This window comes from Lacipirellulaceae bacterium, from assembly GCA_040218535.1.
In the GTDB taxonomy this organism is placed as follows: domain Bacteria; phylum Planctomycetota; class Planctomycetia; order Pirellulales; family Lacipirellulaceae; genus Adhaeretor.
Map to the genome: position 1 here is coordinate 168,857 of JAVJRG010000010.1, position 21,038 is coordinate 189,894.

Sequence of the window (21,038 nt, forward strand, 5' to 3'; positions counted from 1 at the left end):
AAAGCCGCAACACCCCCTCCTAAATTACCGATTCCAACCTGCCCCAACGAGCTGATCGGAAAAGTTGAGACAAGATTTCAAGTAACTCGGCTGTCGGGGTGGGCGCTTTTCGGCATTTTCACTACGATTGCACACTTAAATAGTAGGTCGATCGAAGCTTCTTCGGCCTGATTTCTGAGTTGAACAACAAAACAAGTCAAGGCAGCTACCGCCTGAATTACCACGCGAGGAAAACTCCCTGTGTCTACTGTCGTGCCAAATCGCGATACGCGTAAAGAGAAGAGCAACACCTCTCCTGAATCGGCAAACGATTCGATCATGGAAGTCGCCAACGAAGACGGCTACGCCGCTGCGGTCAGCACCGCCTGCCGCAAGGCAAAGGACGCTTTCAGTGAACTAGGCTTCAACTGGCCGATTGTCATTTGGATCGCACTTGTTCACGTGCTTGCGATCGGGGCACCGTTCTTCTTCACATGGCCCGCCCTGATTACTTGCATCGTGCTGGCGTTCGCTACCGGCAGCTTTGGCGTGTGCATGGGCTATCACCGCTTACTAACGCACAAGAGCTTTCAAACGTATCGCCCCGTGAAATGGCTGCTCGCTTTCCTTGGCGGTCTGTCCGGTGAAGGTTCGGCACTTACTTGGGTGGCTCAGCATCGCAAGCATCACGCTTTCAGCGATCACGAAGGCGATCCCCACTCGCCACGCGACGGCAACTGGTGGAGCCACATGCTGTGGTTCATGCCAAACTTCGGCAAGAAGTGGCACAAGGAACTGCTCCAGCGTTATGCACCAGACATCATGAAGGACAAGGTGATGGTCGCTTTGCACTACCTGTTCCTACCGGCCCATTTCGCTAGTGCCGCAGCGCTGTTTGCCTTCGGTTACTTCGGCCCGGAAAGTTGGGGCCTTGGCAACGCTTGGGCCGGCTGGGGCATGATCGTTTGGGGCTTAGGCGTGCGGATGGTTTATGTGCTGCACATCACGTGGTTCGTTAACTCGGCAACGCACCTCTGGGGCTATCGCAACTACGAAACTTCCGACGACAGCCGTAACCTGTGGTGGGTCGGCATCTTGGCGTGGGGCGAAGGCTGGCACAACAACCACCACGCCTACCAACGCGTCGCCCGCCAGGGCCACCGCTGGTGGGAATTCGACATGACCTACTGCTCAATCTGGCTGATGGAAAAGGTCGGCCTGGCTTGGGATGTGGTGCGATTGAAGGATATCCCAAAGGGAACAGCGCCGCAGTAGCTTTGTCTGCCGAGGCCAATTAGGTCGTTGGTTTCAAGAATGGTCTGCGATTGCAGTCAAATGACCCACTTTTTGGCTCCGCCAAACCTACCCCCTTTCCAAAGCGGCCCTTTTCCCGCTAGACTTTCCTAATTCGGAAGTCCTGTCAGAGCCCACACTTACATAGTTGTTGAAAAAGAAATGTCGGTAACGAAAGAACGCAAGCAAGAGTTGATCAGCGAGTACGGTCGCGAAAAGGGTGATTCTGGATCGCCAGAGGTGCAGATTTCCATTCTAACCTCGCGGATCGCGGAGCTGAATGGTCATCAACAGACCCACAAAAAGGACTATGCGGCCCAACGAGGTTTGCGTCGCATGGTAAGCCGTCGCCGCAGACTTCTGGATTATGTGAAGCGCAAAAATCCGCAGCTCTATCTCGATCTGCTACGTCGCCTCGACATTCGTAAGTAACGCTCAAGCGTGCCCATCCAACCGACCGGTGAAAGCTGGTCGGTTGTTCTCTTATAGGGCTCGTCCCGCTTGCGGCTTAGCCGCGAAGAAATTGAGAACCCGGCACGAGGTTGTCCGCCGCTGGCTAAGCCGCAAGCGGCGACGCTTAGAATCAGAGAAGTTTGAATCAAAGAAAGTTATTGAAAACTGTTTATAGGAAAAGTCGTTTAAGAAAGTTGGAAACGAAAATGGAAAGAACAAAAGTAGAAACACAAATCGGTGACAAAACCTTTAGCCTCGAAACCGGTGCGCTGGGCAAGCAAGCTGCTGGTACGGTATTGGTTCAATACGGTGAGACCGTTGTTCTCAGTGCCGCTGCTACTGGAGCACCACGACCAGGGATCGATTTTTTCCCGCTCACCTGTGATTACCGCGAACGTCAGGCTGCTGCAGGAAAGTTCCCTGGCGGCTTCTTGAAGCGCGAAGGGCGTCCAACCACCAAGGAAATCTTGACCGCTCGACTGATCGATCGTCCGATCCGCCCGATGTTCACTGAAGGTTTCAACGACGAAGTTCAGATTCAAAACTTTGTCATGGCCAGCGATCGCCAGACGGATGGTGATATCCTGGCGATGAACGGTGCCTGTGCGGCACTGGGCATCTCCGAACTGCCTTTCAACGGACCTCTTGCTTCAATCCGTCTGGGCATGATTGGCGATGAGTTCATCCCACTCCCCTCACAGGAAGACCTGGAGAGCAGCTCGCTCGACCTCATCGTCAGCGGCACGAAAGACGCCGTGTTGATGATCGAAGGCTTCGGTCGTGAGCTGCCTGAGGACACGATGGCCGACGCCATCATGAAAGCACACGAGTACATTAAGCAACTCTGCGATCTTCAACAGCAGTTGATCGACAAGGTGGGCAAGCCAAAGATGGACTTCCAGACGCCCCCATCGGATGGCCTGCTGGAGAAGCTCGAAGAAAAGTATTACGACGAGCTCAAGGCGGCGAAACAAACCGTCGGAAAGCAAGATCGTGCCGAGAAGTGCAGCGAGCTGAAGCAACGAGCACTCGCTGAAATGATCCCCGACGAAGAAGCCGAAGGCGCTTACACAGTCGCTTCCTTCAAGAAGCAATGGCACGATCTCGAAGCGAAAGTCATCCGGGCCTCGATCCTCGAGGGCAACCGCCCCGACGGCCGCGACGGCAAAACGCTCCGTCCGCTCCACTGTGAGGTGGACCTACTGCCTCGCGTCCACGGCTCTGCCTTGTTCCAGCGCGGTGAAACGCAATCACTCGTGACTGTCACCCTCGGGACAGGACGTGACGAGCAACGGGTGGACGGCCTATTCGAGGAATACTCGAAGCGGTTCATGCTCGACTACAACTTCCCCTCATTCTCCGTAGGTGAATGTCGTCCGATCCGTGGCCCTGGTCGTCGCGAGATCGGCCACGGTGCTCTCGCCGAACGCAGCGTGAATCCGGTCCTGCCGGCCCATGATGACTTCCCGTACACGATCCGAGTGATTTCAGACATTCTGGAATCGAACGGATCAAGTTCGATGGCCTCGGTCTGTGCAGCAACGCTTGGTCTTATGAGCGCCGGTGTGAAAATCACCAATCCTGTGGCAGGTATTTCGGTCGGCCTCGTCCAAGAAGGCGATCAGTGGGCGCTGCTTACTGACATCTTGGGTGATGAAGATCACTTCGGCGATATGGACTTCAAGATTGCCGGCACGCAAAACGGCATCACAGGCATTCAGCTTGACTTGAAGATCATGGGTATCTCAGAAGAGATCATACGTGCTACCCTCGCGCAATCGCGTGAAGCCCGGATCGAAATCCTACGATCGATGCTCAGCGCGATCGCTCGTCCACGGGAAGAAGTCGCCTCCAGCGCACCACGATTGTATCGAACTTCGATCCACCCCGAGAAGATTGGCCTGCTGATCGGACCGGGCGGTAAGACCATTCGTGCGATCCAAGAAGACTGCGGCGTGACAATCGACGTCGAGGAAGATGGCACCGTCACCATTGCCGGCGCGGACGAAGCGACTGCCAAGGCAGGCCTTGCCAAGGTCGACGCCCTGACGGCTAGCGTTAAGGTTGGCAAGATCTACGACGGCACGGTCACCAGCGTAAAGGACTTCGGTGCCTTCGTCGAAATCCTCCCGGGACGCGACGGACTCTGCCACATCAGCGAGCTCTCCAACGAGTACGTCTCAAGCGTTAACGACATCTGCAAAGTTGGCGATGAAATGAAGGTCAAGGTCATCGCTGTTGATGAGCAGGATCGCGTGAAGCTGAGCCGCAAGGCGGCAATGGCCGAACTCGAAGGCGAACCCGCCACCGCGGATGCCTAACGGCTACCGTGGTATTTGAAAGACTCAACGCGGGGAGCCCATTTTGGGTTCCCCGTTTTGTATCCCTAGCCAGAAAACTGGGGACGCGAAAGAACGCGGATTTGGGCGGGTATTTGCGGATTGTGCCGCTTCGTAAGTGCGAAGCGTTAGCGAGGGAGAATCTTGGTTGGCGTGGCCCCTCGCTTACGCTTCGGGGTAGAATAAGCGATAATCTGTGTTCCTCTGCTCAAGCCGCGTTCTTCCGCGTCCCATTCTTCTCCAAGAGATTCTCAAACTTGTCGACAGCCCCCACCACCAAAGAGCTGCATCAGAAGCTGATCGATCAGTACACCGAGATTGCGCAGTTGGCCGGGGCACTCGCTCACGAGATCAAGAACCCGCTCTCGACGATTCGCCTCAACATGCAGCTTCTGGCAGAAGACATTGATGCGGAGGCTTCCCCTGAGCAACGACGGGCCGCCAAGCGAATCGACGTGATGCAACGTGAGTGCCAGCGTCTGCAAGACCTGCTTGACGACTTCCTCCAGTTCGCCAGGGCGCGTCAGTTGAACCTGAAACCCACAAACTTGAACGTTGAGATTGAAGAGGCACTGGAGTTTTTTGAACCGCAAGCCGCCGCCGATGGAATCGAACTCATCCAATATCTCGACGCAGAGCTACCGCACGTCTTGCTCGACAGTGAAGCGTTTCGCGGAGCCTTGCTGAACCTGCTGCTCAACGCCAAACAAGCGATGCCTGAGGGGGGAGAGCTTGTCGTCCGCACCACGACTGCCCCGGGCAACGTGATCGTCCACCTCATCGACACCGGCATCGGCATGGACGACAACACGGCCGCCCACATGTTTGAAGCGTTCTTCTCAACGACACCGGGTGGTTCGGGCTTGGGTCTTCCCACGACGGCTAAAATCATCGAAGCGCACGGCGGGCGAATTCAGGTCGAAAGCGAAGTAGGACGGGGTACGCAGTTTACAATTGAGCTGCCCGTGCCTGCGCGGCTGACCTAGCTTCTTTCGGAACCTCCAACGCCGCGGCCCTTCCGACAGTTTTTCCTCGCCGATACGATATCTCTATGGCCAAGAGTACTACCGCCAAAGCCGGTCCACCGATTAAGGTGTTGATCGTTGATGATGAGGAAGCGCACGCGGATACCGTGGCGGACAGTCTTGCGCGGGTTGGCTACGATTGCACGATCGCGACTTCCGGCGCGGATGGGGCGGCGATGCTGGAGCGTGATGCTTTTGAGGTAATCGTTACCGATCTGCGGATGAAGGACACGAACGGCCTGGAGTTGCTGGCGAAAGCGAACGAAGCGCTGCCCGATGCCGAGGTGATACTCGTCACCGGTCACGGCACCGTACAGTCCGCAGTCGAGGCGATGCAGCAGGGGGCATTTAACTACTTGCTCAAGCCGTTGGACCTCCAGCAGCTTCGCGCCGTGGTCGATAACGCGGCACGCAACCAACACCTGCGTCGCGCCAATGCTGAACTCACCCGGCGGCTGGACGAGAAGTTTGGCTTTGAGGGCGTTATCGGCAACAGCCCGGCGATGCACGACGTGATCGTAAAACTGCAACGGATCGCTCCTACCGACGCAACAGTTCTTGTTCAAGGCGATACGGGGACGGGAAAGGAACTCGTTGCCCAAGCGATTCACCAGAACAGTCCTCGCAAGAGCCGACCGTTTGTAGGATTGAATTGCGCCGCGTTGAGTGAGAACATTCTCGAGAGTGAGCTCTTCGGCCACATCAAAGGGGCGTTTACCGACGCGAGTGCCGACCGCGTTGGCAAGTTCGAGTACGCCAACGGTGGCACGTTGTTTCTGGACGAAGTTGGTGATATGCCGTTGCCGACGCAGATCAAACTGTTGCGTGTGCTGGAAAGTGGGGAGATTACGCGAGTCGGCTCCAACGAGCCGGTGAAAGTCAATGTGCGGATCCTTTCGGCCACCAATCGTGACTTAGAAGAAGCGATCGCCGACGGCACGTTTCGCGAAGATCTCTACCATCGGCTGAAAGTCGTTACCATCCGCCTGCCAAGTCTCGCGGAGCGAACGCAAGACATTCCGCTTCTAATCGATCACTTTATCAAAGCGCAAAGCGGGAAGCACAACAAAGAAATTAAGAGCATCTCGACTGCCGCCCGGCGGCGTCTAATGGCATTCCATTGGCCGGGCAATGTCCGCCAGCTTAAGAACACCGTCGAAAGTATGATCGTGGTCGACTACGACGGCGTGCTTGATCTCGACGACTTGCCTGAAGAGTTTCACTCCGACGACCCGCAAGTGCTGGCCTCCGGCGGCGCAGGACTCGCCGAACTGGTTGGCAAGCCGCTCTCGGAGATCGAAGGCATCTTCATTGGCGAAACACTGAAAGTCACCGGCGGTAATCGCGAAGAGGCGGCCGGGCTGCTGGGTATCGGGGAGCGAACGCTTTATCGGAAAATTAAAGAGTACGGACTGAACTAAGGCGGAAGGGGGAGGGCGGAAGGCGGATAAACCTTAGCCTTCCACCTTCCCCCTTCCCCTCTCCGCCTTATGAAAGAAATTCGCCAACTATCGACGAGCGTTATCAACAAGATCGCTGCTGGCGAAGTGATCGAGCGGCCGGCGAGCGTCGTCAAGGAACTCGTCGAGAACTCGCTGGATGCTGGTGCAACGCGGATTGATGTGACTGTTGAAAAAGGTGGCTCGGAGCTGATTCGGGTCACTGACAACGGACATGGAGTCCCCGTCAATCAGATTCCGTTGGCGGTCGCCAGCCATGCGACCAGTAAAATCCGCGACGCGGACGACCTGTTTCGGGTCGGTACGCTCGGTTTTCGTGGAGAAGCACTCGCTTCGATTGCAGAGGTGAGCCGACTGGTGTTTCGTAGCCGTCCCGCTGATGCCGAAGCGGCCGCGGAACTGGAAATCGTTGGCGGGCGGCACGAGCCGATTCGCCCCGTCGGTGCGCCGCAAGGGACGATGGTCGAAGTCCGGCAACTCTTCTTCAACACGCCGGTCCGCCATAAGTTTCTGCGGACCACGCAAACCGAGATGGGTCACCTGACCGAAGCAATCACACGCCTCGCCCTCGCCCATCCCGAAGTCCACTTCACCATCACCCACGGCGGGCGGCAAACACACGACTTACCTCCGACCGACGATCTGACCGAGCGTGTGGCAATGCTGTTCGGAGAAGAATTGGCTACTCGCTTGATCCCTGTTGAGGCGATTGATGAAGACGTTTCGCTCTCCGGCTACGTTGCCAACCCGACGCACAGCCGTGGCAACAATCGGATGCAGTACCTCTTTCTCAACGGGCGATTTATTCGTGATCGATCGCTGCAACATGCCCTCGGGGAAGCGTACCGCGGGTTGTTGCTCACAGGGCGTTATCCGATTTGTTTTCTGCATTTGAAGCTCGACCCCGCGGCAGTCGATGTGAATGTGCATCCGACCAAGTTGGAAGTTCGCTTTGCTGAAGGCGGGCGAATCTATAGTCATCTCCTGGGGACACTACGAACGAAGTTTCTCTCGACCGACCTGGTTGCACGCGCGAATCTTCCGAAAGACAAGCAGCCGACCGACGAGGATGAAGTCCAACACGCGACACCCGAGCGGAGTGAACTGTTTGATTGGGCGAAACGGCAACTCGGGACTTCAGCTTCGGATGAGACGCCACCGTTTCGACCGTTTCCTGCCGAGAGTGGCGAGCGCAAGCCATTGGAGTTACATAAAGTTGATTTGGCTGGACTGGGCAGTCAGCCAAAAACACCGCACAACCCGACGGCTGACGCCGACGGCTCAGGAGAAATCACACAAACTCATCGTCTCGATGCACCTCATACAACGGCACTTCAAATTCATAATCGCTACCTCGTAACAGAAACCGAAGAAGGCCTAGAGGTCATCGATCAGCATGCACTTCACGAGCGTATCCTTTACGAGGCTCTGCGAGAGAAAGTCCTCAGTGGGGCTCTCGAATCGCAGAAGCTACTCGTGCCGGAGCCCGTCGATGTGGCAGCGAACGAGGCAGCCGTGGTGATGGAGCAGAAAGAGCTGCTGTCGCAACTCGGCATCGAAGTCGAACCATTTGGAGGCGAGACCTTACTCGTTTCTTCTTACCCGGCGATGCTCGCTAATTTGGCACCCGCCGAGGTCCTGCGCGAGTTGATTGAGAAACTGCTCGCTGGCGGCAAGCTCCCCGACTCACGAGATTTACTGGATGAACTCCTTCACATGATGTCATGCAAGGCAGCCGTGAAATACGGCGACAGCCTCACGCCCGACGAGGTGACTGCCCTTCTGGAGCAACGCCACCTCGCCCAAGATCACCACCACTGCCCCCACGGTCGCCCCACGGCGCTGGTCTTCACGCGAGAACAACTTGATCGGCAGTTTAAACGCATCTAGCAGTTCATATTAAACCGCCTCTGATTTAGCGTTTGCCACTTCGCTCCGCTTCGATCAAAATGGTGGTTCTCATAGATTCGCCTCATCCCAGGCATCATCGATCCCAGGCAACTCATCGTGAACGACCAACCTAGAATCTGCGTGGCGATTGGCCGCAGTCGGCATAAACACATGATGGCCGAGCATCGGCACATGGCGGAACAGGGTGCCCGCATGGTTGAATTGCGGCTCGACTACGTTGCCGGTCGCGTGAATATGGCCCGCCTGCTGGCCGAACGCCCCGCCAACTGCGAGGTGATTATCACCTGTCGCCGCAAGGAGGATGGCGGTCGTTGGGGCGGCACCGAGGAAGCGCGGATTCTGCTGCTTCGTGAGGCGATTGCCGAAGGCGTCGACTACGTCGACATCGAAGATGACATCGCGGGGCAGATTCCCCGCTTTGGCGCGACAAAGCGAATTGTCAGCTATCACAACTTCCGCAAAACGCCTGAGGACTTGCGTGAGAAGCACGACGAAATGGCGAAGCTCGACCCGGACGTCGTAAAGATCGCCACGATGGCCAACTCTCCGCACGACAATCTGCGGATGCTGGAGATGATGCAGGAGAGCTCCGTGCCAACCATTGGTATGTGCATGGGCGACATTGGGACGCCCTCGCGTATTCTCGCGGCAAAGTTCGGAGCGCCTTTCACCTACGCGACGTTTAACCACGAACGCTCGTTAGCACCTGGGCAATTAAGCTTCAAGCAGATGACCCAGATCTATCGCTACAACCGCATCGGCCCTGACACTGCTGTCTATGGTGTGATCGCTGATCCCGTGGGCCATAGCCTAAGCCCCAACGTGCACAACGCTTGCTTTGAAGATAGCGGACTCGATGCCGTCTACGTACCATTCCGGGTCCCGGCGGACAATCTCGACCAGTTTGTCGGCGATGCGACACGGTTGGGCATCAAAGGTTTGAGCGTGACCATTCCGCACAAGGAAGCGATCGCCCGCCACCTCACCAAAGTCGATCCGGCGGTGAAGAGCATTGCCGCAGTGAACACGGTCGCTTTCGATGGCTCCGAACGTGTCGGCTACAACACCGACTACAACGCCGCAATGGATTGCCTGGAACACAACATGGGTGAGATCGGTACGAAGCCGAGCCCACTCAACGGCAAACGGGTACTCATCCTCGGTGCGGGCGGCGTGGCTCGCCCGATTGCCTTCGGCTTGGTGAAACGCGGCGCAAAAGTGACGGTCGCTTCGAGGACCATGAAACGAGCCGAACGCCTCGCGAAGTCGTTCGAAATCAAGCCTGTCGAGTGGGAGAACCGCCACAAGGGTCCTCAGGAAGTGATCATCAATTGCACGCCTGTTGGGATGCACCCTAACGTTGACGAAACACCGCTAAGCAAGACCTTCCTCAAACCTTCGATGGTCGTCTTCGACACAGTCTACAACCCGGAGACGACGCTCCTGATCAAAGAAGCCCGCGAGCGGAACTGCATCACGATCACCGGTGTCGAGATGTTCACGCGTCAGGCGCAATTGCAATATTATTTGTTTACCAAGCAGGAAACCTCCGCCGACTTGATTCGCAAAGTGATTAAGGATGCGATCGGGCCAATTGGGCGCGGTGGATAAAGAGAATCGTTGCGTTGGCGTGGCCACGGATTGCTCGGACGACGCGGATTAGTTTTTTGAACGGGAGACGGCAAAGAAAACAGAGGATTTGTTTCTTCTTGTTGACCTCCGTTCTCTCTGTTTCCTCCTGTTCAAAAACATCTGTGCGATCCGTGTCATCCGTGGTCAAAAAAATGGGTCGTCTTACTGAGAGAGTCTTGTGTCGTCGAGTTGTCTAGCACTGATCGGTTATCGTGGCACCGGTAAGACTACAGTGGCGCAGCAGTTAGCGCGAATGCTTGGGTGGGACTGGGTCGACGCAGACGTTGAGATCGAACTAGCGGCAGGCAAGTCAATTGCAGCGATCTTTGCGGATGAGGGTGAGCAAGCGTTTCGCGACCGTGAGGTCGAAGTCGTTGCGGCTCTTCTCGAACGTGAGAAAACGATTTTGTCTTGCGGTGGAGGGGCGATCCTGCGGGAAGCGACCCGCGAACGACTCAAGTCTTGCCGCGGTGTCGTTTGGCTGAAGGCATCCGTGGAGACGATCCACAGTCGTGTCTCCGACGATCAAACAACCGCCGACAGGCGTCCTAACCTGACTAATGCGGGCGGTCGGACCGAGATCGAGGAGGTTCTGGCAGCCAGAACGCCTCTTTACGCGGAGTGTGCTACCCTTGAGGTCGATACCGAAGATAAGGCCCCTGCGGAAATCGCCGAAGAGATTCTCGGCAAGTTGGGGCTGGTATCTTGAATCACCAACTGCACCAAGACTTGAGACCGGACAACGAGATACGCAGGATTGACAGGATTTCTTCTCGTAAATCCCGCCGATCCTGTTATCCGGTCTTCAATCCCCTCCTGCCATGCCGCCCACTCTCGCCTTACTGCTTGTGTTCGCCTTAGGGCTCGCGCTGGGTGGGCTCGTGAATTGGGCGACCTACACGTTGGCTTGGAACCCACGGCCTATTTCTCCTTGGTCGGAACCGCCTGAGAAGGTCCCGCCTCGAACTTGGCTGGATCGGGTTCCTGTTTACGGGTGGATGCGGCTAAGCCGCGAAGCGGGGGTTCATGGGCGTGTGTTTTGGGTGCGGCCTCTTATTGTTGAAATGGCGATGGCCGTGGTGTTGGCTTGGCTTTATTGGTGGGAAGTGGATCAGCAAGGGCTTGTCCGCACACAATTCGCCTGGCTATTTCCTGGGGAGCGTCTGGCTAACTTGCCGAAAGTTCCGACGTGGACGACCTACTGCACATTCTTCTCGCACACGATTCTGATCACCCTGATGGCCGCCGCGAGCTTGATTGATATTGATGAGAAGATCATCCCCGATGAAATCACCGTCATAGGAACCCTCGTTGGCTTGCTGCTTGCCGCGGCACTACCGATGGCGCTACTGCCGCAAGTGGCAGCGCGAGAAGTACCAGCACCGACCGCCGTTGAAATTGAATTGCCGGCGGGCCTAAGACATCCCCCGACAGGTGACGCCTATTTGGAGCCAACGACTTGGTACGGACCAAACTCATCACGTACCCTCAATAAGTTCGTAAGCTCATGGCAAGGATTAGTGACCGGCCTCGCCTGCTGGTCGCTTTGGCTGGTCGCACTAACCCCCAGAATCTGGCGTGGCAAGCGCGGCTTCAGCCGGACGGTGGCCATCATCGCAGCACGAGTGCTACGCGAACTCTGTCGGGGTCCCCTCGCTTGGATCGGTTCAATCGGAACGGCGGCCATCATCGGCGTCTGGCTCTTGGGCGGCGATCATTGGAACGGCCTGCTTTCCGCCCTGGTGGGCATGATTGGCGGCGGAGCGATGGTCTGGGCGACCCGCATCGTTGGTTCGCTCGCCATGCAGCGCGAAGCGATGGGCTTTGGCGACGTGACGCTGATGATGATGGTCGGCGCGTTCCTCGGTTGGCAAGCAGGCGTGGTGATTTTCTTCGTCGCACCGTTTGCTGGCCTGGTGGCTGGCATCTTCCAGCTTCTCTTCTTCCGAGAGAACGAGATTCCCTACGGGCCATACCTCTGCCTGGGCACGCTGGTGGTGATGGTTCGCTGGGCGGATGTTTGGAATCCCAAACCGCTGGGACTGCAAGAACTCTTCGGCGCAGGCTGGTTCATCCCAGCGGCTCTAGGAGTTGTAACTCTCTTGCTGGGAATCTTGCTCTGGGTGATACATATCGTCAAGCGTGAGGCCACAAGGAAACAAGCTTAGGCATAAGCCTGCGAAAAAATCATGCTGACAACAGTGAGCAATCTAGAACTCAATCGTGAGCTATTGCGGCGAAAACGCTATGGCGTGATTCTCGCGCGCGATGGGAAGTTGGAAAGCATCACGCTACGCCCCTGGCCCAAGCTGATTTCCTGGCCGGAGATTTGGCCCGTCGGCTCACGCTATCACGCACGCGGACAAGGCGACGCTTGTTGGCTGTACTACAACCAACCGTTGCGGTTCTCTAATTTTCTGGCGGTGAAGTACATGGCATCAACTCGTGGTGCGAGCATTGCCACCTGCCAAGCGGCGATCCGAACGCTTGAAGCCATCGCAGAGATCAAACGAACCGACGCGATGCTCTGCGACGTTGCGAATAGCAGGCTGAGCGACCGACTGCTAGCAAGGTTCGGCTGGGAGGCGCATCGACCGCAGCGATGGCATCGCAATTTCATCAAGAGATTTTATGGGAGCTACTGAAAGGCTTTTAGCTATCGGCTGTCGGCTATCAGCTTTTTGCTAGCACTTCTTTGCCTGATCTTGCCGGCTTGAGTGGCGACTGTTACCGTTCGCACGCACTTTCTGAGAAGACGATCTTGCCAGAGAACTTTGTGACGTGTTTGCTCGACATTATCTCATCCTGTTTTGCCTTGCCCTGCTTTCCAGCGGCTGCGGGCGGCTTGTGTTTAAGCCGGACCAGCCGAACAACGCGGTTGTGCAGCAACAGATGCAGACCCTCGCGCAACAGAATCAGGAATACCAAAGTCGCGCGCAACAGTTAGACACGGACAACCAAGAACTCGAATCACTGCTCGCCCAATCGCGACAGCAGATTCAACTGCTCAATGACGAAGTCGTTGCGACACGCCAGCAACTCAAGACGACCACCGATCAGCTCGTCGCGATGCAGTCAGACAATCGCGAATTGAGGACGAAGACGTCCGCGCTGGTTGCATCAACGCAAAAACGTGTCGGTGCGGAAATCCGCGCCAACAACAGTTTGCTGAAGAATCTCACCGTTGGTGATATGCCAGGCGTAAGCGTTCGACAAGATGGGGATGTCGTCCGTGTTGAGATCGAAGGGGACCGCGTCTTTATGCCCGGCAGCCCTTACTTACAGAACGGGGCCGACGCCATTCTCGTAAGCGTTGCTCAGGACCTCCGCCGCAACTTCCCGGATCACATCATCGGCGTGGAAGGCCACACTGACGACCGCGAGACACACTCGCAGCAGTTCCCCACCAACCATCACCTCTCTGCCGCCCAGTCTTTAGCGGCTTATAATCTGCTGGTTGAACGCCGCACGATGCCGGCGACACAGCTCTTCGTGATTGGCCACGGACCGAACCACCCGATCGTGTCTAACGCGAGCGACGAGGGCCGTCGGAGGAATCGCCGACTGGAGATGGTTGTCTATCCCGAGCGGATGGCCCGTCGCTAGAGATGCCTAGCAAAATTCTCTTAGGCTCACTCTGGCCGACTTCGGATTTGGCTCGTAGGAAGCCTGGCTGATTGTCGCTAAAATGCGAACTTCCGTAGGTTGGGACGACTCCTATCTGCGGCATCGCAACCCGAGAAGCGGCTTAATGATTGCAATTGTTGACTATCAGATGGGCAACCTCCGTAGCGTTCAAAAGGGTTTTGAACGTATGGGGCACGCTGCCGAAATCACCGGCGATCCGGTGACGCTCAGCAAAGCAGAGAAGCTCGTTCTCCCGGGAGTAGGTGCCTTCTCAGACGCCATCGCTGAGCTTCACCGGCGCGAGCTGGTCACCCCCATCAAGGACGCGATTACCGCGGGGAAACCGATGCTCGGCATCTGCTTGGGCCTGCAAATGCTCTTCGAGGTTGGTCACGAAGATGGCCAACACGAGGGGCTGGGCATTCTCAAGGGAGAGGTCGTCCGCTTCGACATTCCCCATGGCTACAAAGTGCCGCACATGGGTTGGAACCAAGTCCATTACCAAAACCAACCGCCGATCTTCGCAGGCATACCGGACGAGAGCCACTTCTACTTTGTCCACTCCTACCACGTGAAACCCAGCAACGAAGCCGTTGTTGCGGGAACGGCTTCTTATCCAGATCCCTTCTGTGCGATGGTCTGGCAAGAAAACCTTTTTGCCACACAATTTCACCCCGAGAAGAGCCAGGAGATGGGGCTGCGGATCCTGAAGAATTTTGCCGAGTATGAACGTGCATAGCGGCACACTGTTTCCGCTCATTTTCCCTTAAGAATAGTACCATGGAAATCTGGCCAGCCATTGATCTCATCAACGGACGTTGCGTCCGTCTGCAACAAGGCGACTACGAGCGAGAGACCGTCTTCTCCGACGACCCAGCAGCGATGGCTCGCAGCTTTGAAGAAGAGGGCGCAAAGCACCTCCACTTGGTCGATCTCGATGGTGCGAAGGCGGGCAAGCCCTGCAACACGGAAGTGATTCGCAAGATCGTCGAAAGCGTCGACATGCAGTGCGAAGTGGGAGGCGGAGTTCGCGATGAGGACGCTATCATCACACTGCTCGATGCGGGCCTGTCTCGCGTCGTTCTTGGGACCGCTGCGCTGAAGCAGCCCGAATGGTTTCGCGAGATGTGTGCGAAGTATCCCCAGAGACTCGCCCTGGGAATCGACGCGCGTGATGGTTTCGTTGCCACCGAAGGCTGGCTCGAAACAAGCGAAACAAATGCCATCGAGATGGCGGGGCAGTTCGCGGGGATTCCGTTAGCGGCAATCATCTACACGGACATCGCGACCGATGGGATGATGCAAGGCCCAAACACCGCGGCAATGGCTGAGATGCAACGCGCTGTGGACGTGCCGGTCGTTGCCTCGGGCGGCGTCACAACGGTCGATGACGTCGCGGCACTGGCGCAGGCTGGTTTGGCAGCTGCGATCATCGGGCGCGCACTTTATGAAGAGACGATCTTGTTGCCGGACGCTCTCGCAGCGGCAAACTGACTCACTGTAGGGAACGCCCTCCGTGGCGTTCCGTGACCAAGGCGCAGACGGAACGCCACGGAGGGCGTTCCCTACAGGTGTTTCGCCTCCCCGTTTTCTCGGCAAAAACCAAAATCTTTGCGTCTGAGAGCCTCGGCAGAAGATAATGAAGATTCATTAAAGCAACCCTCAACAATGGAGTTTCTGCAAACGTCATTCGCTCTCTGACACGACAACTTGTTCTTCACGCCTGATGCGTCTCCCACTTTTCTGTTCTGCAAAGAACGTCTTTTCTTGATGAAGGAGTACCCCATGGTTAGAAATGTCGCCGATCTTCGCAATGTCGCCGTCTGCGGTCACGGCAGTTCCGGGAAAACCTCGCTGGTCGACACTTTGCTCGTCCGCAGCGGGGCGGTAAAAGGGAATCCCAGTGTTGATGCCGGCACCAGCATTTGCGACTTTGACGAAGAAGAGAAGCATCACCATCATTCGGTCGAAGCCACCCTCGCCCACTTCGACCACGCAGGCAAACACATCAACGTTATCGACACGCCGGGCTATCCGGAACTCGTCGGGCAAATGATCGGCTCACTGCGAGCTGTCGAAACCGCCCTGATCGTCGTCGACGCCCACGCAGGCGTCAAAGTCAACACGCGTCGCGCCTGGTATGAAGCAGAACAAGCAGGCTGCGGACGCATTCTCGTTCTCACGAAACTCGATGCTGACAATATCAACTTCGAGGAATTGGTCGCCAACCTGCGCGAAGTCTTCGGACCCACCTGCATTCCATTGAATGTGCCAGTGGGCGTCAGCAGCGATCTCAAAGGCGTCGTCAGCACGCTCGCACCTCCGGATGATACCTCGGGGGCTCTCCTCGAAGTTCAACCGATCCACGAATCATTGGTCGAGTCGATCATCGAAGTCGACGAGGCCGCGATGGAGCGCTACTTCGAGGGGATCGCTCCCACGAAGGAAGAATTGCAAAGCCTCCTGGTCAAGGATGTGGCAGAGAGGACCCTCACACCCATCTTCTGCGTTTCCACGAAGCAAGATGTGGGCGTGACCGAACTCATGGACGCCTTGGCCTCCTTTGCACCGTCGCCCGACCTCTTCCCGCGTCACGGTCATCGCGGGGAAGAAGATATCACGCTGCTGGCCGACCCAGACGCACCGCTGGCAGCCCAAGTTTTTAAGACGCGCATCGACCCTTTTGTGCAAAAGCTGAGCTTTGTCCGCATCTATTCGGGCACGCTCAGAAAGGACATGACCACCGAGGACCTCACCTCGCACAAGAAGCTCAAGGTCGCTCAGTTGCTTGATGTCCAGGCGAGCGAGACGCATCCCATTGAAGGGAATGGCTCCCAAGAAGTCGGCCCCGGAGAGATTGTCGCCCTCGCCAAGTGCGAGGACTTACACACCGGTGACTCGATCGGCGAAGTTGAACTCCCTGATCTGAAGTTCCCCGAACCGATGATCGGCTTGGCCGTTGCTCCCAAGAGCCGCGGCGACGAGGCGAAGCTCTCCGGTGCGCTGCATAAGATCACCGAAGAGGATTCGACGATCCATCTCGAACACGATCCCGAAACCCACGAGATGGTCCTCACCGGAATGAGCGAGTTGCACCTGACGCTCATTCAAGAACGATTGCACCGGCGCGATCACGTGGATATCGAAACGCACGAGCCGAAGATCCCCTACCGCGAGACGATCCAGGCGAACGCTGAAGGGAGCTACCGCCACAAGAAGCAGTCCGGCGGGGCAGGGCAGTTTGCGGAAGTGCATATTCGCATGTTCCCGTTACCCGAGGGCGCGGAGGTCGAGGAGTTCGCCACCAAAGAGCGGTTCCCGCATCTCAAGAATACGCACTACGACGAACAGAACCACTTCCTCTGGATTGATTCGGTCGTGGGAGGCTCAATCCCCGGCAACTTTATGCCGGCCATCGAGAAGGGTTTTCACGAACGAATGAAGCAAGGCGTGGTGGCTGGATTTCCCATCCAAAACGTCTGCGTCGAAGTCCATTACGGCAAAGACCATCCGGTCGACAGCAACGAGACCGCTTTCAAAACGGCAGCGAGCAAAGTGTTCGCCCAAGTCTTTAAGGAAGCCCGTCCAGCGATGCTCGAGCCGGTCGTTAATCTGCATGTCACTGTGCCCGAAGACAATGTGGGGGATGTCTCAAGCGATCTCTCGGGGCGCCGTGGGCAAATGGTGGGCATGGAGCAAAACGGCGGCGGCATGACCACCGTTGAGGCGAAAGCTCCGCTCGCCGAAGTGGCGACTTACGCCCGCACGCTCTCCTCCATGACAGGCGGCCAAGGAAGCTACACGATGGAGTTCTCGCACTATGAAGTCGTGCCGGGGAACGTTCAGCAGGAGATCCTCAAACGCGCCAACGGGAGCGACGAAGAAGAGTAGCACCTAGCACGTTACTCCCGCCGCTTGCGGCGGGCTTATCTCTTGGCGTGAGGGCTGTGTTAGCACAGTAAGAAACCGTCTGAATTGAGCTGGCGTGTTGGGCTGCAAAACGCCCAACACGCCCCTATTGCACCTCGATCAGCTCAACGTCTTCCAATCGTGAGGTCAGCTCCATCATGGGCTCCGACCTTAGGTCTCCCATGGGTACGCCCAGCTATGCGTTCGAACTGCTCGACGATCGAACGCCACAGGACAAAGCTGGCGATGCCGTAACCGATAGTTCCCAGCATGTAAGAAATCACGAAGCGAAAAAATTGGTCACCCCCGGTGCCAACTTCATTCCACCATAACCCGAAGCTACTTGGGAAACCTAGAAGATATGGCATGCAAGGGGCGAGTGCGATGGTCATGAGCTGCTCGCCACCTTGGCCACCTGTGACTCCAATGACGCCACAGCAGCAGAGCATGTAGCCGCCACCGACAACGATGAGCGTGGCAATCGTTGACGCCGACGCCTGGAGGGTCGTTTTCGATCGGAGGGAGAAGTAGAGGCCGAGCATTGCTGCAAAGCTAGCACAGGCAATCGCCGTGAGCATGAAAGGGATCGCGGCTGCGAAATATCCTGGATTGAGGAAAGCAGCCAAAAGCCAAGCGAACGCCAGTGGCACGATGCCCCATCTCATGGCGTAGAAGCTCCCCAAGACTTTCCCAGCGAGTATCTCACTTCCGGTAAGTGGTGTCGCCAGCAGTGAGAGCCAGCAATCACTCTCTTTCTCCTGCGTGATTGAACCTGCAGCCCGCGAAGAGAGTGAGATCAATAATAATGACCCGACTGCGCCCACCAACCCAGCCATGAATCCAAAGTAATCTCTCTTCGACGAATAGCTTCGTTGATAGCCTAGCGATTCGACGAATGCATAAACCGTTAGTCCGAAAATCGTCAGCACGATCAACGTGCCTGTAATGAGCCCGAGCCAGCCAAACCGTGTTTTCGCCGTGCCCGCGAAGGCCTCTTTCCAAATCATCGGGCGGTCACCTAAAGCGGGCCGCCAACCACGGCTTATCGTCTGAAAGAGGCTCAAACCGTCGCTCTGATCAGACTTTTCGCCCTTACTCGAAGCGCCCAGATGAACACGCCGGACCGCCCAGGTCGCTAGCGTGATACAGGTAAGCGAAATCGCCAAGTGCCAACCGGCCATCTCTAAGAGGGGACTAAAATCGAACGTTGCCCCCGCGGCAAAGCGATTGCCCATGGCTTCCCCAAGCACATAGATTGGGTTGAGCGAGATCACTGCCTCTAAACTATCCTGAACGAAGTTGAGCCAAGGGGAACCGGCGACGTTGCGAAGCGCTCCCTGCGTAAAGACCAATAGAATCAAGGGGAGTAGAAAGAGTACTGCCATCAACAGATAAACCCGAATCATGGCATCGCGTGATTTGGGAGACCACACGGAAACCGCCACACTGATTGCGGTCACTAGCAACACGGTACTTCCACCAATGAGGAAGGATCCTGCAAGCAGATCCGCCGGGATGCCTCCCAACATGCGGAAGAGAAACAGGATCGGCAGCGCCACCAGCAAGAACTTGCCGATCAGCGTTAAGCGAGCGAGCGTCTTCCCCAAGACAATTTCGAGGTTTGAGAGATCGCTCACGAACAAGTACTCAATAGTCCGCCGTTCCCGCTCAGTCGCGATCGTTCCTACAGCCATTGCCGGCGCAACGAGAAGAATCCCCAACAATTGAACCCAGCTAAATGAGATAAAGAACCCGGTCGCCATATGCGAGGCCTGCCGAATGGAGATCGGTTGGCCGGTCACCCGTCCGAACGACGTCATGGTGCTGTAGCTCATCCAGAGAATGAAAAAGAGTATCAGAGCGTAGATAACTCGCATCACGTAGTAGCGTGTGCGGCGTGAAACGCTGACGAGTTCGACGCGGTAGATCGGACCAGCAAGCATGAAGAGTCTATCCCGGTGCGAAAGTGCTGCCAGAAAGCGCAATGCGAGTAGCCGCATCGTACCGTGATTAGTGACTCGGTGCCAGAGAACTGACGGCTTCGGACCTCACGCTCCGGACTTCGGAGCTAGAAAAGATCTGCACGACAGCGTGAAGCCCGAGGCCTGAAACCTGAAGCCTTGTCAACAGCGCCACGCGAGGCATAGCTCGCGAGCTAGCCTCTTGCCTTCGACCTATTAAGCGTGAGACTCAGCCCGCAGCTTCAACTTCGGCTTCTCCAAGAGCACCGTCGTGTGCGGATCGACGCTGTAGGTAAGCCAAACACTAGAACCAATCACCGAGTCGTGCCCGACGACCGTGTTGCCACCGAGGATCGTGGCGTTCGCGTACACAACCACGCCGTCTTCGATTGTGGGGTGCCGCTTCTGATCGCGGACCAAGTTCCCCTCGCCATCGGTGGGGAAGCTCAACGCACCGAGAGTGACACCCTGGTAGAGCTTGACATGGTCACCAATCTCGCAGGTTTCACCGACGACGACACCCGTGCCGTGATCGATGAAAAAGTACTTGCCAATCGTAGCCCCGGGATGAATATCGATCCCCGTGCGCATGTGCGCCCATTCGCTCATCATGCGTGGGATGAAGGGAATCTCGAGTTGGTAAAGCAAGTTCGCCAAGCGATAAACCGTGATCGCTTCGAGCCCCGGATAGCAGAAGATCACCTCATCAGGCGTCTTGCAGGCCGGGTCGCCATCGTAGGCGGCTTGCACGTCAGTGGCGAGCAGTTCGCGGATGCGGGGCAACTCGTTCAAGAACTGCAACGTCTTCGCCTGGCCGAGCGCTTCGTAGTCGGTGTCCCCGTCGCATTCACTGGTGGCACCTGCTTCGTGCCGCAAGGCTCGTCCAATCTGACGCGTTAGCCGGTCATGCAATCGATCGAGAAGCTCGCCAACGTAGTATTGGACATTCCCATAGTGGAGTCCTTCGCGGCGACGGTAGCCTGGATAGAGAATCTCAGTGAGTTCTTTGACGGACTCGATCACTTCCTCATAATTCGGTAGCGGGCAATGATCGAGGTGATTAATCGTACCGAGTTCTTCGTACGTGCGAACGAGCCGCTCGGTGATGTCGGGGAGTTGATCCTTCAAACTAAAGTCAGTAGCCATGTTTGCGATTCCCTAGCGCTGATACTCACATCGATCCCTCGCGATGTGAAAGAAAGAAGCGTGATACCGAGCGAACCGCTAAAGGTTCACTTTGCGACGACACGTTAACCCGGCCCTAGGCCGGGGTGGTACAGAGGCAGTCGAGGTGGGACATGTCAAACCGCTTGCGGCTAAGCCGCGTTAAAGATCGCCGCGTTGTAAACCGCCGCATGGAGGATCGCGTACTCGAAAGACAAACGTACTGAGCTTAAGGTTCTCTGGGCAAGATTCTTCATCGGCGGTCTGCTTCTACCGAGTTTAACC

General features: G+C 56.6%; 16 protein-coding genes. 14 read left to right on the forward strand and 2 right to left on the reverse strand.

Features of this window, described 5'->3' with window-relative positions; genetic code table 11:
• Positions 1-240 precede the first annotated feature (240 nt).
• From RIB44_12790 to RIB44_12855, 14 genes are all read left to right on the forward strand, one after another.
• A complete protein-coding gene (locus RIB44_12790; protein MEQ8617443.1) occupies positions 241-1,254 on the forward strand; it encodes an acyl-CoA desaturase in 1,014 nt (337 codons plus the stop codon).
• Between the two features lie 180 nt (positions 1,255-1,434).
• Complete coding sequence (gene rpsO / locus RIB44_12795) at positions 1,435-1,704, forward strand: 30S ribosomal protein S15 (protein ID MEQ8617444.1); 270 nt, start codon at positions 1,435-1,437, stop codon at positions 1,702-1,704.
• A gap of 227 nt (positions 1,705-1,931) precedes the next feature.
• Entirely contained in the window at positions 1,932-4,046 is a 2,115-nt protein-coding gene (locus RIB44_12800) for a polyribonucleotide nucleotidyltransferase (protein ID MEQ8617445.1), read from the forward strand.
• 275 nt (positions 4,047-4,321) lie between these two features.
• On the forward strand, positions 4,322-5,050 hold the full coding sequence (locus RIB44_12805; GenBank protein ID MEQ8617446.1) for an ATP-binding protein: 729 nt from the start codon (positions 4,322-4,324) through the stop codon (positions 5,048-5,050).
• A gap of 65 nt (positions 5,051-5,115) precedes the next feature.
• Positions 5,116-6,510, forward strand: coding sequence for a sigma-54 dependent transcriptional regulator (locus RIB44_12810; protein MEQ8617447.1), 1,395 nt, complete (start codon positions 5,116-5,118; stop codon positions 6,508-6,510).
• A 69-nt stretch (positions 6,511-6,579) separates the two neighbouring features.
• Complete coding sequence (gene mutL, locus RIB44_12815; GenBank protein ID MEQ8617448.1) at positions 6,580-8,439, forward strand: DNA mismatch repair endonuclease MutL; 1,860 nt, start codon at positions 6,580-6,582, stop codon at positions 8,437-8,439.
• A gap of 117 nt (positions 8,440-8,556) precedes the next feature.
• Complete coding sequence (gene aroE, locus RIB44_12820; GenBank protein ID MEQ8617449.1) at positions 8,557-10,071, forward strand: shikimate dehydrogenase; 1,515 nt, start codon at positions 8,557-8,559, stop codon at positions 10,069-10,071.
• Between the two features lie 199 nt (positions 10,072-10,270).
• Positions 10,271-10,801 (forward strand): shikimate kinase, encoded by a 531-nt coding sequence (locus RIB44_12825; GenBank protein MEQ8617450.1) that lies wholly within the window; start codon positions 10,271-10,273, stop codon positions 10,799-10,801.
• 112 nt (positions 10,802-10,913) lie between these two features.
• Positions 10,914-12,260 carry an A24 family peptidase gene (locus tag RIB44_12830; protein MEQ8617451.1) on the forward strand — a complete coding sequence of 449 codons (1,347 nt, stop codon included), beginning with the start codon at positions 10,914-10,916 and terminating at the stop codon, positions 12,258-12,260.
• A 33-nt stretch (positions 12,261-12,293) separates the two neighbouring features.
• The gene (locus RIB44_12835) at positions 12,294-12,737 is read left to right on the forward strand and encodes a hypothetical protein (protein MEQ8617452.1); all 444 of its coding nucleotides are present in this window, start codon (positions 12,294-12,296) and stop codon (positions 12,735-12,737) included.
• A 136-nt stretch (positions 12,738-12,873) separates the two neighbouring features.
• Entirely contained in the window at positions 12,874-13,698 is an 825-nt protein-coding gene (locus RIB44_12840; protein ID MEQ8617453.1) for an OmpA family protein, read from the forward strand.
• 82 nt (positions 13,699-13,780) lie between these two features.
• Positions 13,781-14,458, forward strand: a complete 678-nt coding sequence (gene hisH / locus RIB44_12845; protein MEQ8617454.1) for an imidazole glycerol phosphate synthase subunit HisH — start codon at positions 13,781-13,783, stop codon at positions 14,456-14,458.
• Between the two features lie 41 nt (positions 14,459-14,499).
• Positions 14,500-15,213 (forward strand): 1-(5-phosphoribosyl)-5-[(5-phosphoribosylamino)methylideneamino]imidazole-4-carboxamide isomerase, encoded by a 714-nt coding sequence (gene hisA, locus RIB44_12850; protein MEQ8617455.1) that lies wholly within the window; start codon positions 14,500-14,502, stop codon positions 15,211-15,213.
• A 291-nt stretch (positions 15,214-15,504) separates the two neighbouring features.
• Entirely contained in the window at positions 15,505-17,610 is a 2,106-nt protein-coding gene (locus RIB44_12855; GenBank protein MEQ8617456.1) for an elongation factor G, read from the forward strand.
• Positions 17,611-17,753: 143 nt separating this feature from the next.
• Here the strand turns inward: RIB44_12855 and RIB44_12860 are convergent, their stop codons facing one another.
• Complete coding sequence (locus RIB44_12860) at positions 17,754-19,571, reverse strand: ABC transporter permease (protein ID MEQ8617457.1); 1,818 nt, start codon at positions 19,569-19,571, stop codon at positions 17,754-17,756.
• Positions 19,572-19,805: 234 nt separating this feature from the next.
• On the reverse strand, positions 19,806-20,735 hold the full coding sequence (gene epsC, locus RIB44_12865) for a serine O-acetyltransferase EpsC (GenBank protein MEQ8617458.1): 930 nt from the start codon (positions 20,733-20,735) through the stop codon (positions 19,806-19,808).
• Positions 20,736-21,038: the final 303 nt, after the last annotated feature.